This is a genomic window from Serratia sp. PAMC26656 (assembly GCF_016469055.2).
Taxonomy (GTDB): domain Bacteria; phylum Pseudomonadota; class Gammaproteobacteria; order Enterobacterales; family Enterobacteriaceae; genus Serratia; species Serratia plymuthica.
This window is the reverse complement of sequence record NZ_CP150486.1, coordinates 3,404,680-3,418,963: the sequence shown is the minus strand read 5'-3', so window position 1 is coordinate 3,418,963 and position 14,284 is coordinate 3,404,680. Positions and strand designations below refer to the sequence as shown.

General features: G+C 53.6%; 15 protein-coding genes and 1 pseudogene. 10 read left to right on the top strand and 6 right to left on the bottom strand.

Going from position 1 to position 14,284, the window contains the following annotated elements; translation table 11 throughout:
• Positions 1-222 precede the first annotated feature (222 nt).
• Positions 223-639, top strand: coding sequence for a translesion error-prone DNA polymerase V autoproteolytic subunit (gene umuD / locus JEM67_RS17250; protein ID WP_199634810.1), 417 nt, complete (start codon positions 223-225; stop codon positions 637-639).
• Between the two features lie 2 nt (positions 640-641).
• Positions 642-1,910: a translesion error-prone DNA polymerase V subunit UmuC gene (gene umuC / locus JEM67_RS17245; protein ID WP_199634811.1), complete on the top strand. Its 1,269-nt coding sequence runs from the start codon at positions 642-644 to the stop codon at positions 1,908-1,910.
• 69 nt (positions 1,911-1,979) lie between these two features.
• On the opposite strand, the gene JEM67_RS17240 is transcribed toward umuC, so the two are convergent.
• Complete coding sequence (locus JEM67_RS17240; RefSeq protein WP_199634812.1) at positions 1,980-2,180, bottom strand: hypothetical protein; 201 nt, start codon at positions 2,178-2,180, stop codon at positions 1,980-1,982.
• A gap of 174 nt (positions 2,181-2,354) precedes the next feature.
• Positions 2,355-2,705 carry a hypothetical protein gene (locus JEM67_RS17235; protein WP_013813517.1) on the bottom strand — a complete coding sequence of 117 codons (351 nt, stop codon included), beginning with the start codon at positions 2,703-2,705 and terminating at the stop codon, positions 2,355-2,357.
• Positions 2,706-3,139: 434 nt separating this feature from the next.
• Between JEM67_RS17235 and kynA the strand changes: the two genes are divergently transcribed.
• The gene (gene kynA / locus JEM67_RS17230; protein ID WP_199634813.1) at positions 3,140-3,982 is read left to right on the top strand and encodes a tryptophan 2,3-dioxygenase; all 843 of its coding nucleotides are present in this window, start codon (positions 3,140-3,142) and stop codon (positions 3,980-3,982) included.
• A 45-nt stretch (positions 3,983-4,027) separates the two neighbouring features.
• Positions 4,028-4,498, top strand: a pseudogene (gene sbmC / locus JEM67_RS17225) (DNA gyrase inhibitor SbmC).
• 242 nt (positions 4,499-4,740) lie between these two features.
• Here the strand turns inward: sbmC and JEM67_RS17220 are convergent.
• The 3 genes from JEM67_RS17220 to ydgT form a co-directional block, all read right to left on the bottom strand.
• A complete protein-coding gene (locus JEM67_RS17220; protein ID WP_199634814.1) occupies positions 4,741-5,775 on the bottom strand; it encodes an NADP-dependent oxidoreductase in 1,035 nt (344 codons plus the stop codon).
• Positions 5,776-5,947: 172 nt separating this feature from the next.
• On the bottom strand, positions 5,948-6,367 hold the full coding sequence (gene uspC, locus JEM67_RS17215; protein ID WP_013813513.1) for a universal stress protein UspC: 420 nt from the start codon (positions 6,365-6,367) through the stop codon (positions 5,948-5,950).
• 151 nt (positions 6,368-6,518) lie between these two features.
• Complete coding sequence (gene ydgT / locus JEM67_RS17210) at positions 6,519-6,734, bottom strand: transcription modulator YdgT (protein WP_004946155.1); 216 nt, start codon at positions 6,732-6,734, stop codon at positions 6,519-6,521.
• A 1,422-nt stretch (positions 6,735-8,156) separates the two neighbouring features.
• On the opposite strand from ydgT, the gene flhD reads away from it, so the two are divergent.
• The 6 genes from flhD (at position 8,157) to cheW (ending at position 13,750) form a co-directional block, all read left to right on the top strand.
• Complete coding sequence (gene flhD / locus JEM67_RS17205) at positions 8,157-8,507, top strand: flagellar transcriptional regulator FlhD (protein ID WP_004946152.1); 351 nt, start codon at positions 8,157-8,159, stop codon at positions 8,505-8,507.
• The gene (flhC, locus tag JEM67_RS17200; protein WP_148259211.1) at positions 8,507-9,091 is read left to right on the top strand and encodes a flagellar transcriptional regulator FlhC; all 585 of its coding nucleotides are present in this window, start codon (positions 8,507-8,509) and stop codon (positions 9,089-9,091) included. The genes flhD and flhC overlap by 1 nt, the downstream gene beginning before the upstream one ends.
• A gap of 157 nt (positions 9,092-9,248) precedes the next feature.
• On the top strand, positions 9,249-10,139 hold the full coding sequence (gene motA, locus JEM67_RS17195; protein WP_006326150.1) for a flagellar motor stator protein MotA: 891 nt from the start codon (positions 9,249-9,251) through the stop codon (positions 10,137-10,139).
• Positions 10,136-11,101 (top strand): flagellar motor protein MotB, encoded by a 966-nt coding sequence (gene motB / locus JEM67_RS17190; RefSeq protein WP_013813511.1) that lies wholly within the window; start codon positions 10,136-10,138, stop codon positions 11,099-11,101. Before motA ends, motB begins: the two co-directional genes overlap by 4 nt.
• Positions 11,102-11,105: 4 nt before the next feature.
• The gene (gene cheA, locus JEM67_RS17185; protein ID WP_199634815.1) at positions 11,106-13,076 is read left to right on the top strand and encodes a chemotaxis protein CheA; all 1,971 of its coding nucleotides are present in this window, start codon (positions 11,106-11,108) and stop codon (positions 13,074-13,076) included.
• A 173-nt stretch (positions 13,077-13,249) separates the two neighbouring features.
• Positions 13,250-13,750, top strand: a complete 501-nt coding sequence (cheW, locus tag JEM67_RS17180; RefSeq protein WP_004946138.1) for a chemotaxis protein CheW — start codon at positions 13,250-13,252, stop codon at positions 13,748-13,750.
• A 90-nt stretch (positions 13,751-13,840) separates the two neighbouring features.
• On the opposite strand, the gene JEM67_RS17175 is transcribed toward cheW, so the two are convergent.
• Positions 13,841-14,044, bottom strand: coding sequence for a hypothetical protein (locus JEM67_RS17175; RefSeq protein WP_199634816.1), 204 nt, complete (start codon positions 14,042-14,044; stop codon positions 13,841-13,843).
• Positions 14,045-14,284 lie beyond the last annotated feature (240 nt).

Here is a 14,284-nt window from a genome sequence, read left to right as displayed (position 1 = left end):
ATAAACTGATTACAGGCTGACGGGAGACTGGGTGTTATCCACAGTTTTAGTGGATAACATGTGCGCAAGCCCCCGAAAAATCATCGTCAATAGATATAAAAAAACACTCAGAAAATTATTAAATTACGCCGCATCTTGCATGGTTGCTTGGTTTCAGGCTTGCGTCCGCGTGCGTTTCGTTTATGATTTACTGTATATATATACAGATAAATTATACCTATTATGAATACGTCGAAATTGTATTTATTTTCACCAGGCCAGTCCGTAAAACTCCCGCTATTTGACATACAGTGCCCTGCGGGCTTCCCCAGCCCGGCCGATGACTATACTGAACAATTAATTGATTTAAATGATTTTATAAAGCATCCAGCGGCAACATACTTTATCTGTGCCACAGGCGAATCGATGTCTGATGGCGGGATCTTGTCAGGTGACCTGCTGATCGTCGATCGGGCAGAAAAATCCGTGCATGGCAGCATCGTCATCGCTGCAGTCGACGGCGAGTTTACCGTAAAGCGGTTGCTGTTCACCCCGCGGATCTGCCTTGCGCCTATGAACCCGGCGTACAGTCCCATTTACCCCGAAACTTTGGAAATTTTCGGTGTGGTGATCCACACCCTGCACTCGTTTGGGAGGTGAGCATGTTTATGCTGGTTGACGTCAACTCGATGTACTGCGCCTGTGAGCAGGTTTTTCGGCCAGATCTTAAAGGTAAGCCAGTGATAGTCCTGTCCAATAACGACGGTTGCGTGATCGCCCGTAGCGCCGAGGCCAAGGCGCTGGGCGTGCCGATGGGGGCGCCGTATTTCAAGATCAAGGAGGAGATGCGCCGCCGCAATGTGGCGGTGTTCTCTTCCAACTACGCGCTGTATGCCGATATGTCCCACCGGGTGATGAGCATTCTGGACGAGATGGCGCCGGCGGTGGAAATCTATTCGCTGGACGAAGCCTTTCTGTGGCTGGATGGCGTTAACCGCTGTGCCGATCTGGCGCAGTTTGGCCGCCAGGTGCAACAAAGGATTTTGCAGGAGACGCATTTGGCCGTCGGGGTGGGTATTGCGCCCAGCAAGACGCTGGCCAAGTTGGCCAATTACGCCGCCAAGCGTTGGCCAGGTACCCGGGGTGTGGTGGATCTTTCGGATCCTGTCCGCCAGCGCAAGCTGCTGGCGTTAATACCGGTAGAGGAAGTGTGGGGCGTCGGCCGCCGACTGACCCGGCAACTGCGGGCGATGGGGATTGAAAACGCATTGCAACTGGCGGATTGCGATACCCGGCTGGTGCGCAGAACTTTCAGCGTGGTGCTGGAACGCACGGTGCGTGAGCTGCGCGGGGAATCCTGCCTGCAACTGGAGGATGAGGCCGCGGCCAGAGAGCAGATTATCTGTTCTCGCTCGTTCGGCCAGCGGTTGACCCATTACCCGCATATGCGGGAGGCGATTTGCAGCTATGCGGAGCGCGCGGCGGAAAAACTGCGGCAGGACGAACGCTATTGCCGCAGCGTGTCGGTCTTTATCAAGACCAGCCCACATTCCGCAGGTGAGGGTTACTACAGCAACCTGGGCATCGCCCGGCTGCAAACGCCGAGCAACGACAGCCGCGATATTATTGCCATGGCAGTGCGTGCGCTGGAAAGCATCTGGCGGGAGGGCTGCCGTTACCTGAAAGGCGGCGTGATACTGGGGGATTTCAGTGCCGATACCATGGCGCAAATTGACCTGTTCGACGACTGTCCGCCGCGGCGCAACAGCGGCCAACTGATGGCGACGCTGGACAAGCTCAACCGGGAAGGGCGTGGCCGCATCTGGTTTGCCGGACAGGGCATCGCCAAGCCGTGGCAGATGAAACGCGAAATGCTGTCACCGGGCTATACCACTAAATTTAGCGATATTATCAAGGTTAGGGTTGGCTGAGCCCGATCCAGCCTCGCAAAGGGGATTGAGTATGACTGCCTGATGGTAGTGGTTTGCTGTGATAGTCATTTACTTTTTTCGTAAGAAATCATAAATCTTTAAGGATAAAGAAACAAAAAAGTAACCGGTGGCGAGGGTAACCATAAATTTGGATATGCCCGCGGGTGCGGAGAGCGCCAGACCAGGAGTCATAACTCCGGCACCACTAAGGAAAGGGGAGATGGAAAGTATAGCGAAAAATATAATTATTGGTCTGATGATTTTATCCATTTATAACTCTTTGTTAATCTATAAGACGGCAGGTGTTAACTGCCGCCTTTAATTAATGAATTCCCAGGTGGTTGCGTTGTTATAATTCAAGATTGGCAGGTTAATTCTCTCCAGGAGACTTGCCGAAAGTGAACCTGACAACAAAATATAAAAATCATTTTTTAGTGTGAACGCTTACCAGGAACAACTGCCACCCGCGCTTGACCCGCACTTGTTGCCGCCTTTACCCATTCCTACGTTACCGCCGCCTTTACTGGTGTCTTGGAAACATTTCCCAGTAATTGCGCCGCCAATCAAGCCAGCGGCTATACCGGGTAATCCACCAAATGCGCCCAATGCCGCACCAACGCCCATCCCATTGATACAGTCTTCCGAGGTATTGTTGGCGTAGTAATTACCTGAACCACTGTTGTTACCGGATTGGCTTCCACCCTTATTTCTTCCGCCATTGTCGGTACGATCGCCACCATTATTACCGCGACCGCCGGCGATAGAGTCGAACCAAACTGCATCAACGATTTCCATAACCAACTCCTTTTGAATATATGATTTATTTTAATGCTGACCTCTGTAAGGTGATTAATTATTAGCGCATGGCAATTATCATATCAAGTGTTTTTTTAGAAAATAAAATGGAAAGTAAAATGCGTTATTGGTTGAAGTAAGTTGGTGAATTAAATAATTCGAATAAGGCTAATTGGTATTAATTTCCTATAACATTCCCGGTTGGTTTGTTATTTGTTGTTGATGTTTTCAGGTTCTCGCGCCAGGCATTTCGTGCCGGGAATGAGACTCCTCCCGCACCTTTACCGATACGAGATTACCCTGGCTTCATCATGACCGAGATCTGCGAGGCAACTCTCGTTTATAGTCCTTCGGACGTGCGGGTTCTGTACTATTGTTTTCTCTTTGCAGCACGTTCCACGCCGCTTCCGGCCGTGGTACCGCGGAGAGTACAGATGAACAAACGAGAAATAGAAAGCGCGATTGTCACCGATTTTTCCAAACGCATGAGTTACGGCGATTACCTGTGCCTGGACCAGTTACTGGATTGCCAGCATCCGCTGTCCAACCCGCAGCATCATGATGAAATGCTGTTCGTGGTGCAGCACCAAACCTCTGAACTGTGGATGAAGCTGATGCTGCATGAACTGCAGGCGGCGCGGGCATTGGTGCAACAAGACAAGCTCAGTCACTGTTTCAAGATCCTGGCGAGGGTCAAACAGATCCAACGGCTGCTGTTTGAACAATGGGCGGTGCTGGAAACCCTGACGCCGTCGGAGTATGTTGAATTCCGTGACGTGCTGGGCAACTCTTCGGGCTTCCAGTCCCATCAATACCGCTCCATCGAGTTTTTACTGGGCAACAAAAATGCGGCCATGCTGGCGGTGTTCAGTAATGATGCGGAAAAACACGCGGCGCTGAAGGCGATCCTCGAGGCGCCAAGCCTGTATGACGAATACCTGCTTTACCTGTCCCGCCACGGCCTGCCGATCCCGCAGGAATGTACCGATCGCGACTGGACGCAGCCGTATCAGCGCAACCCGAATCTGTTGCCGGCATTCAAAGAGATCTACGACCACCCGCAAAAGTATTGGGAAGCCTATGAAATGGCCGAGAAGCTGGTGGATATAGAAGAAAGCTTCCACCTGTGGCGTTTCCGTCATATGAAGACGGTGGAGCGCATTATCGGCTTCAAATCGGGTACCGGCGGCTCCAGCGGCGTCAGCTTCCTGAAAAAGGCGCTGGATCTGATTTTCTTCCCGGAACTGCTGGACGTGCGCACCGAAATTGGCGCCTAGCGGGTGTGCAGCAACCAGGGCGTAATCTTTTGGTGAGGAGATCGGATGGCGATAAGAATTGAGGATAGGGCAGCAGAACAGGTTGTGGGTTTGCGTGTGGTAGGGCCTTACCCGCAGACCATTCCTTTGGGCCTCGAACGGCTGATGGCCTGGCGGTAACAACAGGACGTTGAGCCCGGCAAATGGCTGGTGCTGTACTGGGACGATCCGGCAGAAGTGGCGCCCGAACGGCTGCGGGCCGACGTGGTGTTTACCGTGGCGAGCGATTTTACGCTGCCGACACCGGGCAGTGAGGGATTTGCGCTGCAAACGCTGCCTGCCGGCCTCTACGGGATTTATCACGTCCGCATTACCGACGGCGATTTTGAGCGGGCATGGAGCGATTTCTATCAAAAGGAACTGCCGGCCAGCGGTTATCAACCGACGGAGGGCGTGTGCTACGAGCACTATATCAACGACTGTGAAGCCGATGGCTATTTTGATCTCGATATTTATCAATCGGTGAAAAAAATATAACCGCAGGCCCTTGTGAACCGGCATATGTGGATAACATATCTCCATAATCATTTTGCCCCGTTTAGGCTGGTACCCTACGAATTTAAACACGGCATAAGGTGCGGCGATGGAGAGGGTATTGGTGAGCGGTATCGAGCCGTTTGAAGAAGGACTTGACGATCGGTGGCGGCGTGCTGCACTGAGGCGACTGCATTGAGGTAATGCCAGGGCATGGCAGATTTGAACTGCGCCCTGGCTTTCGGTTACTCGTCGGCGACGCGGATCACCAATTTGCCGAAGTTTTTCCCTTGTAACAGGCCGATAAACGCCTGCGGCGCATTTTCCAGCCCGTCGACCACATCTTCGCGGAACTTGATTTTTCCCTGCACGACCCATTCGCCCATTTGCTGCAGGAAGTCACCGTACTCTGAACCATAGTCATCGAAAATAATAAACCCCTGCATGCGGATGCGTTTACGTAAAATCAGACCCTGCAGCATCGACAGCCGATCCGGGCCGTCGGGCAAACCGGTGGCATTATAGTGAGCAATAATGCCGCAGACCGGAATACGCGCCTTGGCGTTGAGCAGCGGCATTACCGCATCAAACACCGCGCCGCCGACGTTCTCGTAATAAATGTCGATCCTCTGCGGGCAAGCTGCGGCCAGCTGTTCGGCAAAGTCGGCAGCCCGGTGGTCGACACAGGCATCGAAGCCCAGTTCTTCCACCACATAGCGGCATTTTTCCGCGCCGCCCGCCACGCCAACCACGCGACAACCTTTCAGTTTGGCTATCTGGCCAACGACCGAACCGACGGCGCCGCTGGCTGCGGCGACTACCAGGGTTTCACCGGGTTGCGGTCGGCCGATATCCAGCAGGCCCATATAAGCGGTAAAGCCCGGCATGCCCAAGACCCCGAGCAGACGGGAAGGGTGTGTCTGTTGCGGGCCAAGATTGCGCAAGCCGCTGCCGTCAGACAGCGCATAATCCTGCCAGCCGTCATAGCCAAGCACCCAGTCACCGGGTTTGAAATCCGCATGTTGCGACGTGACAACGCGCGACACCGTGCCGCCGACCATGACCTGGCCGATCTCCACCGGCGGTGCGTAGGAAGGCGCATCGCTCATACGGCCGCGCATGTAGGGATCAAGCGACAGATAGACGGTGCGTAAGAGTACCTGGCCGGCGGCGGGTTGCGGTATCGCTCCCGTTTCCAGGCGGAAATTGTCAGCGGTAGGTTCACCGTGCGGGCGTGAGGCCAGCAGGATGCGGCGGTTTTGTTGTTCAGATTGAGACATCAGGAACTCCTTATGCGGACAGAACCCTAAGTCTAGTCAATCCTCGGTAAGGGGGAATGGCCTAATGTGCTTCGGCGTTGTCCCTTAAATCGGCAGGACTGTCACAGAGCTAAAAGTGCGTCACGAAGACGGAAGGGGCAAAAGTGGCGGCCGTGCGGCAAACCGCCGGATATCAGAGCGGGACGATCAGCACGTCGATATGGCTGGTATTGACAAAGCGCGCCGCAGAACAGGAGATCTTGTTCATCAGGCTGTCGCAGTGGTTGCCGCAGATCACCAGATCAAACGGCTGGCGCTGGCGTGCGTAGCTCAGGCTGTCGCTCAGTTCACCATGAACGATCAGCGTATCGGTTATTGGGTAATCGGCCCGCAACCGCAGTTCCTCCATAAACAGCAGCGTTTCTTCTTCCATCAGTGCACGCAAATCACCCAGCATCGGTCCGGCGAAGTTATTATACATTTCCGGGTTGGCAATCGTGCTCAGCAGAGTAATTTTGCCATTAGAGGGGCGCACGATGGAGACGGCTTTTTCAACCAGACGGTGGCTGTCAGCCGCTACGGCAACAGTAACCAGAACATTTTGATATCCCATCTTCCACCCCCGTTTCTCATGCTTAAGATAAAGAGTAGAGCCTGGTGCGTTTGATAAATGTGTTTTGTATCACGCGCGACAATAAATCGGGGATTATTGCCGCTATTTAGCAATAAAAGATAAAGGGGCTTTCGCGCGTAATGAAGGAAAACTAAAGCACCTGCGCCCACAGCGTTTTTGGTACCTTGCCCAAATCGAACAATTTACCGGCAACCAGCTCGGCACGACGGTGATCGGCCGCACGGTACATATTGCTCATTTCAATATCGTTATCAATGGAATAGTTAAGCTTGTCGTACACTTTTTCCACGCTGTCCAGACTGGAGCATTTGCGGAACGTCATCAGGTAATCGAAGGTATCATTCATGATTAAAATATAGCCTGTTAAGAGTAGTGGCCGGACGAAGAAACATCACACGGTCACGCAGAGAGGCGTCAAAAGCGTGATGTTCGACCTGAAAAATCAATTTCAAATGAATAAATTGCAATAGGGTAATAATCGGCTGCGCTGCCAGCGCCTTTGCATGAAGAATAATAATATGCCCACGCGGTATCGGCAATGTCATCCTGCCGGTAAATACACTAAATAGGGAAAGTCTCAGGTCGCTGGAGGCGGGCACAGCGTCGGCAGCGGCCTGCGGGGCGGGACCAAACCGGGGCGGTGAACGCCGAGTAGCATCCCCCCGAGGTTTTTTTCACGCGTTGAGGCTCTCCGGCGGTCGGGCGCATTCACCTGAAATCCTCCGCAGGGAGTTTTCAATTTCCTCATAGCAGCCGATGACAATATGACCGACGTTATATGCGTTGGTTTTCTGGCAGCAGCGATTAATGAAATAGCTCGCCCGGAGAGCGAAAGTAAAATAAAACTGCGTTTTATTTTATAAGGCAGTAAAAATGCGCGGGTAGGTTTTATCGAAAAATAAGCACGCACCGATATTTAAATTTTTTGCCAATGAAAAAAATGATTAAAGTTTTAATTATCGCTGCCGATAAAACGTTACGGGGAGGCACAAGCCTAAATCTGCCGCCTTAACTCTGCAAATCGAGAAACATGTCGTTACGTCTGTTTTCTTGTTCATAACCCAAGCAACCCATTGTTAACCTAATATGCCCTTTCGCTTAAAATTAAAACAGGCGCTGAGCCGTTCTTTAAGTCAAATCTGAAACTTAATGGCCTTGTAGTTTCTCTGTGTTATTTTTTTGGCGTTGCTAGTTTATTGTTAATTAAATGGTTATTTATACTGCCTTTACCGGCTACGAACAGATTTTTGTTCTGTTATTTTGGTTTGGTGATGCTTTTGTTCGAATTGATCTAAAAATGATATTTTTTTGGCTCATATGCATTGTTTTTAAGACGTTTTTTTACTTATGACTGATTTTTAAGCAAAAACACGATTAAAAAATGGACGTATAGAGGGGTATTTGGCTTAATTATTTTTTATTTTTGTGATCTATGTCACATTGTATTTAAAATTGCCGCCTACTTACGTTGTGTGTGCTAATGGTTCGGGGGTAGAGTTGCGCTGCTTTAGGAATAATCTTATTAATTTTGTAAAAATAGTTTCATGGTGACTACACACTATCGAAGCAAAATGCTGTACATCCATACACATTGGTTTGCGCACGTATCAAATACTGAATGATGGTCCGAATTTAGAGATGTTGAAAAATTTATAACGGCCGTTATTCAGGGATTCATTTGCCAACTTCGGGAACAAACCCAGGTCACGGGCGATAAAAATTATCACCCAGCGTATGTTTTTAAACATAGTCTGTCGGGATGGGGAATATGGGTACGTCTGAATTACTTAAGCATATTTATGACATAAATTTGTCATATTTACTTTTAGCACAGCGTCTGATTAATGATGAAAAAGCATCGGCGATGTTCCGTCTGGGTATCGACGAAGCCATGGCCGATGCGCTCGCTCAACTCACGTTACCGCAAATGGTCAAACTGGCTGAGACTAACCAGTTGGTCTGTCACTTCCGTTTTAACGAAAGCCATACTATCGAACGCCTGACGAAAGAGTCACGTGTGGACGATCTGCAGCAAATCCATACGGGTATTTTGCTATCAAGCCATTTACTGCAAGAACTATCGGCGAAAGACGGTAGTGCTACGAAGAAAAGAGCCTGATGATGGTAGAGAAAAGTATTGTTCAGGAAGCCAAGGACATCCAGCTGGCTATGGAATTGATTACTCTGGGTGCGCGTTTGCAGATGCTGGAAAGTGAAACTCAGCTCAGCCGCGGGCGTTTGATCAAACTCTATAAGGAATTGCGCGGCAGCCCGCCGCCGAAAGGAATGTTGCCGTTCTCTACCGACTGGTTTATGACCTGGGAACAGAACATCCATTCATCCATGTTTTACAACGCCTACAGCTTTCTGATGAAGAGCGGGCATTGCACCGGTGTCGAGGCGGTGATCAAAGCCTATCGTCTGTATCTGGAACAGTGCCCGCATCCGGCGGGGGAGACGCCGTTGCTGGCGCTGACCCGCGCCTGGACGCTGGTGCGTTTCGTCGATAGCGGCATGTTGCAGCTCTCCGCCTGCAACTGTTGTGGCGGCACTTTTATCACCCACGCGCACCAACCCTTGAACAGTTTTGTTTGCAGTTTATGCCAGCCCCCTTCCCGCGCAGTAAAAAGACGTAAACTTTCGCCGCAACTGGCCGATATTATTCCTCAACAGCCGGACGAGCAGGTTAAACGCGCAATTTGAGCCGGCGGCAACGCCGGTTCATCCAGACCTAAATCGACTTGTGAAACGCAGGGTTCGGTATACCGAACCCGTCGGCGCAGCCTAGCCTGCTGCGCCGTTGCGGCTCAAGGCGCGCTTATCCCACCTTCCATCCACATTGTTAATTTAAGGAATGCGTGTGTTAGTTATTTTGGGTTATCTCGTGGTATTGGGGGCGGTTTTTGGGGGGTACATGATGGTGGGGGGCCATCTCGGTGCGCTTTATCAACCGTCGGAGTTCTTGATTATCGGTGGTGCGGGCATCGGCGCTTTTATCGTAGGTAACAACGGTAAGGCGATAAAATCCACCCTGCGCGCTATTCCCAAACTGATGCGCCGTTCGAAGTACAGTAAGGATCTGTACATGGATCTGATGGCGTTGCTGTATCGCCTGCTGGCCAAATCCCGTCAACAGGGCATGTTGTCCCTCGAGTTCGATATCGATAACCCGCAGGAAAGCGAAATTTTTTCTAATTATCCCCGCATCCTTGCCGATAACACCCTGGTGGAATTTATTACCGATTACTTACGGCTGATGGTGAGCGGCAACATGAATGCGTTTGAGATTGAAGCGTTGATGGACGAAGAAATCGAAACCTTCGAACAGGAAAGCGAAGTGCCGGCCGGCAGCCTGGCGATGGTCGGCGACTCGTTGCCGGCCTTCGGCATTGTGGCGGCGGTGATGGGCGTGGTGCATGCGCTGGCCTCAGCCGATCGCCCGGCGGCCGAGTTGGGTGCGCTTATCGCCAACGCGATGGTCGGTACCTTCCTCGGCATTTTGCTGGCCTACGGTTTTATCTCGCCGCTGGCGACCCTGCTGCGGCAGAAAAGCGCGGAAAACGTCAAAATGATGCAATGCATCAAGGTCACGCTGCTGTCGAGCCTGAACGGCTATGCGCCGCAGATTGCGGTCGAATTCGGTCGTAAAACACTGTACACCACCGAGCGGCCATCCTTCGTTGAGCTGGAAGAACACGTGCGTCGCGTTAAGGCGCCGGCGCAGCAGGCGACGGAAGAAGAGCAGGCATGAAACAGAATCACCCGGTCGTTCTGGTCAGAAAACGCAAATCGCATCAGGCGGGGCATCACGGCGGCTCCTGGAAGATTGCCTATGCTGACTTTATGACCGCCATGATGGCGTTCTTCCTGGTGATGTGGTTGCTGGCGATAGCCAGCCCCCAGGAGCTGACGCAAATCGCCGAATATTTCCGCACGCCGTTGAAGGTGGCGCTGACCACCGGCGACAAAAGCAGTTCGGAAAGCAGCCCGATCCCGGGGGGAGGGGATGACCCCACTAAGCAGGATGGGTTGGTGAAAAAACAGATCGAGACGCTGGAGAAGCGTGACGAGGAACTGCGGCTCAACAAGCTGCGGGAAAAGTTGGATGAGCTGATTGAATCCGATCCGCGCCTGAAAGCGCTGCGTCCGCATCTGCTGATCAACATGATGGATGAAGGATTACGCATTCAGATCATCGATAGCCAGAACCGGCCAATGTTCAAAACCGGCAGCGCACAGGTAGAAAGCTACATGCGCGATATCTTGCGGGCCATTGCGCCGATCCTGAATGATTTGCCGAATAAAATCAGCCTGTCCGGTCATACCGACGATATTCCCTACGCCACCGGCGAGCGCGGCTACAGCAACTGGGAGCTTTCGGCCGATCGCGCCAACGCCTCGCGGCGCGAGCTGATCGCCGGGGGGTTGTCGGAGGGCAAGGTGCTGCGGGTGGTAGGCATGGCCGCCACCATGAGCCTGAAACAGCACGGTGCCGATGATGCCATCAACCGTCGCATCACCGTGCTGGTGCTGAACAAGCAAACCCAACAGGGCATTGAACACGAAAATGGCGAAAGCAACGCGATGGGCATCGCCCGGCCGGTTGACCTGAAGCCTCTGGCGCCGTCGGCAACGGCACCGGCGACCCTTATCGCCCCGGAGCAGCCGACGGCTGTCCCTTCACCGACTAACAGCGACTCACAGCAGAGGTGACCCCGTGAGCATGGATATTAGCGCTTTTTATCAGACCTTTTTTGATGAAGCAGATGAGTTGCTGGCCGATATGGAGCAACACCTGCTGGAGCTGGATCCGCTGGCCCCGGACATTGAGCCGCTGAACGCCATTTTCCGCGCAGCGCACTCGATCAAGGGCGGTGCGGCGACCTTCGGCTTTTCGGTGCTGCAGGAAACCACCCACTTGCTGGAGAACCTGCTGGACGGTGCGCGGCGTCAGGAGATGAGCCTGAGCACTGAAATTATCAACCTGTTTCTGGAAACCAAAGACATTATGCAGGAGCAACTGGACGCCTATAAAACGTCGCAAAAGCCAGACGCCGACAGCTTTGAATACATCTGTCAGGCGTTGCGGCAGCTTGCGCTGGACGCACAGCAGCAGGATGCTCCCGCTGCGCTTGCATTGACGGGGCCGGCCGTCGCCGCACCTTCGGCGATAGAGGGCGGGATGCGGGTTTGCCTGAGTGGTCTGAAGCCGAATGAAATCCCGCTGATGCTGGAAGAGTTGGGCAACCTGGGCGAGGTGAAAAATCCGCAGCAGACCGAAAGCAGCCTGGAAGTGACGCTGCTGACCTCCGCCAGCGAAGATGACATCAGCGCAGTGCTGTGTTTCGTGCTGGAGCCGGAACAAATCAGCTTCGCCAAGCCGCCGCAGGCCGAGTTGCCGTCGGTGCCGACACCGCCTGCCGTTCAGGCTACAGAGCCGACGGTAGCCAAACCGACGCCTGCGGTTGCTGACGCGCCGAAGCCGCGCGCCAAGGCCAGCGAGTCGACCAGCATCCGCGTGGCGGTGGAAAAAGTTGACCAGTTGATCAACCTGGTTGGGGAACTGGTGATCACCCAGTCGATGCTGGCGCAGCGTTCCGGCAGCCTGGATCCGGTCAACCACGGCGATCTGCTCAACAGCATGAGCCAACTGGAGCGTAACGCGCGCGATCTGCAAGAATCGGTGATGTCGATCCGCATGATGCCGATGGAGTACGTATTCAGCCGCTTCCCGCGTCTGGTGCGCGATCTGGCCGGCAAGCTGAACAAGCAGGTGGAGCTGCAGTTGCAGGGCAGTTCTACCGAGTTGGACAAGAGTCTGATCGAACGCATTATCGATCCCCTGACGCACCTTGTGCGCAACAGCCTGGATCACGGCATCGAAGACCCGGCCACGCGCGTTGCCGCCGGTAAATCCGCTGTGGGTAATCTGGTTCTGTCGGCGGAGCATCAGGGCGGCAATATCTGCATTGAGGTTACCGACGACGGCGCCGGGCTGAACCGGGCAAAAATTCTCGCCAAGGCGGCGTCGCAGGGGCTGCCGGTCAGCGACAGCATGAGCGATGAAGAGGTCGGCATGCTGATCTTTGCGCCGGGTTTTTCCACCGCAGAGCAGGTGACCGATGTGTCGGGCCGCGGCGTCGGCATGGACGTGGTGAAGCGAAATATTCAGGAAATGGGTGGGCACGTAGAAATCCACTCGCAGGCAGGCAAGGGCACAGCCATTCGCATTTTGCTGCCGCTGACGCTGGCGATCCTCGACGGTATGTCGGTCAAGGTGAACGACGAAGTGTTTATCTTGCCGCTCAATGCGGTGATGGAATCGTTGCAACCGCAAGCCGAAGACTTGCATCCGTTGGCCGGCGGCGAGCGGGTACTGCAGGTGCGCGGCGAATATCTGCCGTTGGTGGAACTGTTCCGGGTGTTTGAGGTGGCGGGTGCCAAAACCGATGCTACTCAGGGTATTGTGGTGATCCTGCAAAGCGCCGGCCGCCGCTATGCGCTGCTGGTGGATCAGTTGATCGGCCAGCATCAGGTGGTGGTGAAGAATCTGGAAAGCAACTATCGCAAAGTGCCGGGGATTTCCGCCGCGACCATTCTGGGCGACGGCAGCGTGGCGCTGATTGTCGACGTGTCGGCGCTGCAAACGCTGAACCGAGAACAACGTCTGACGGACGCGGCTGCATAATAATAATGAGGTTGATGGCAGCGTTGTCTTTGAGTTCGAGATACCCGGGCCTGGCGCACCGAGGGGCGCTCCGGCAGCTAAAGCTGCTACGACCCCTTCGGCACGCTCTCCCTAATAACGGACTTTGGCAGCCGTCTGATAATAACTAATCGATTGGTGTAGAGGTGAATGATATGGCAGGACTGGCAACCGTCAGCAAATTGGCTGGCGAAACGGTAGGGCAGGAGTTCCTGATTTTTACCTTGGGCAATGAGGAATATGGCATCGATATCCTCAAGGTGCAGGAGATCCGCGGATACGATCAGGTTACGCGCATTGCCAATACGCCGGCCTTTATCAAGGGCGTCACCAACCTGCGTGGCGTGATTGTGCCGATTATCGATCTGCGGGTGAAATTTGCCCAGCAGGACGTGTCCTACGATGAAAACACCGTGGTGATTGTGCTGAACTTTGGCCTGCGGGTGGTGGGTATTGTGGTTGACGGCGTATCCGACGTGCTGTCGCTGACCACCGAACAGATCCGCCCGGCACCGGAGTTCGCCGTGACGCTGGCGACCGAATACCTGACCGGCCTGGGGTCGCTGGGCGATCGCATGTTGATTCTGGTGGATATCGAAAAGCTGCTGAGCAGCGAAGAGATGTCGCTGGTCGACAGCGTGGCGAAAAGCGCCTGATTTACGATGCGACGGGTTCAGCATGCGGCAATGGATCTCCGCCGCATGTTGCGCTCAAAAACGGGTAGCGCCTGATGATGCACTGCCCGACTAATCGATATCCTTCAACCGCAGCACATATTTTTTCCAGACACGGCTGGTCACCAGCAGGTAGCCGGCAGCGAACAGCGCCGCAACCGTGGCGCTGCGCAAAGGGTTGACCTGCGTCGTTGAGCTCAACAGGCTGCTCAGCAGGTTGGCGACCAAGAGTCCCGCAAATACCCACGCCGCCCGTTTGATTCGTCGATTCTCCATCTCGTCCTCACAAATGCTTTCCGATGATGGCAGGATATTACGCCTGGCAGGCGTACGAGCCAAGTCCTGTGGTGAGACGGGGTCAGCGTGCCGAACCCTGCATATGTACAGCCCTTGATCTCCGCCGTAGGGACGCTGCACGGTGCGCCCAAAACCCCAACCAAAAATAGTTACCTCCTCGCATAAAGTTCTGCCCCGCAGCGCCGATAACTCTGTCAATCAACAGACTTCGGGCCTGTC

Excerpts from the sequence above, each read along its gene's own strand:
- ydgT (WP_004946155.1), bottom strand. The coding sequence starts at position 6,734 with ATGAATGATACCTTCGATTACCTGATGACGTTCCGCAAATGCTCCAGT.
- motB (WP_013813511.1), top strand. The coding sequence starts at position 10,136 with ATGAAACAGAATCACCCGGTCGTTCTGGTCAGAAAACGCAAATCGCAT.
- flhC (WP_148259211.1), top strand. The coding sequence starts at position 8,507 with ATGATGGTAGAGAAAAGTATTGTTCAGGAAGCCAAGGACATCCAGCTG.
- umuC (WP_199634811.1), top strand. The coding sequence starts at position 642 with ATGTTTATGCTGGTTGACGTCAACTCGATGTACTGCGCCTGTGAGCAG.
- flhD (WP_004946152.1), top strand. The coding sequence starts at position 8,157 with ATGGGTACGTCTGAATTACTTAAGCATATTTATGACATAAATTTGTCA.
- JEM67_RS17175 (WP_199634816.1), bottom strand. The coding sequence starts at position 14,044 with ATGGAGAATCGACGAATCAAACGGGCGGCGTGGGTATTTGCGGGACTC.
- JEM67_RS17220 (WP_199634814.1), bottom strand. The coding sequence starts at position 5,775 with ATGTCTCAATCTGAACAACAAAACCGCCGCATCCTGCTGGCCTCACGC.
- JEM67_RS17235 (WP_013813517.1), bottom strand. The coding sequence starts at position 2,705 with ATGGAAATCGTTGATGCAGTTTGGTTCGACTCTATCGCCGGCGGTCGC.
- JEM67_RS17240 (WP_199634812.1), bottom strand. The coding sequence starts at position 2,180 with ATGGATAAAATCATCAGACCAATAATTATATTTTTCGCTATACTTTCC.
- uspC (WP_013813513.1), bottom strand. The coding sequence starts at position 6,367 with ATGGGATATCAAAATGTTCTGGTTACTGTTGCCGTAGCGGCTGACAGC.
- umuD (WP_199634810.1), top strand. The coding sequence starts at position 223 with ATGAATACGTCGAAATTGTATTTATTTTCACCAGGCCAGTCCGTAAAA.
- kynA (WP_199634813.1), top strand. The coding sequence starts at position 3,140 with ATGAACAAACGAGAAATAGAAAGCGCGATTGTCACCGATTTTTCCAAA.
- cheW (WP_004946138.1), top strand. The coding sequence starts at position 13,250 with ATGGCAGGACTGGCAACCGTCAGCAAATTGGCTGGCGAAACGGTAGGG.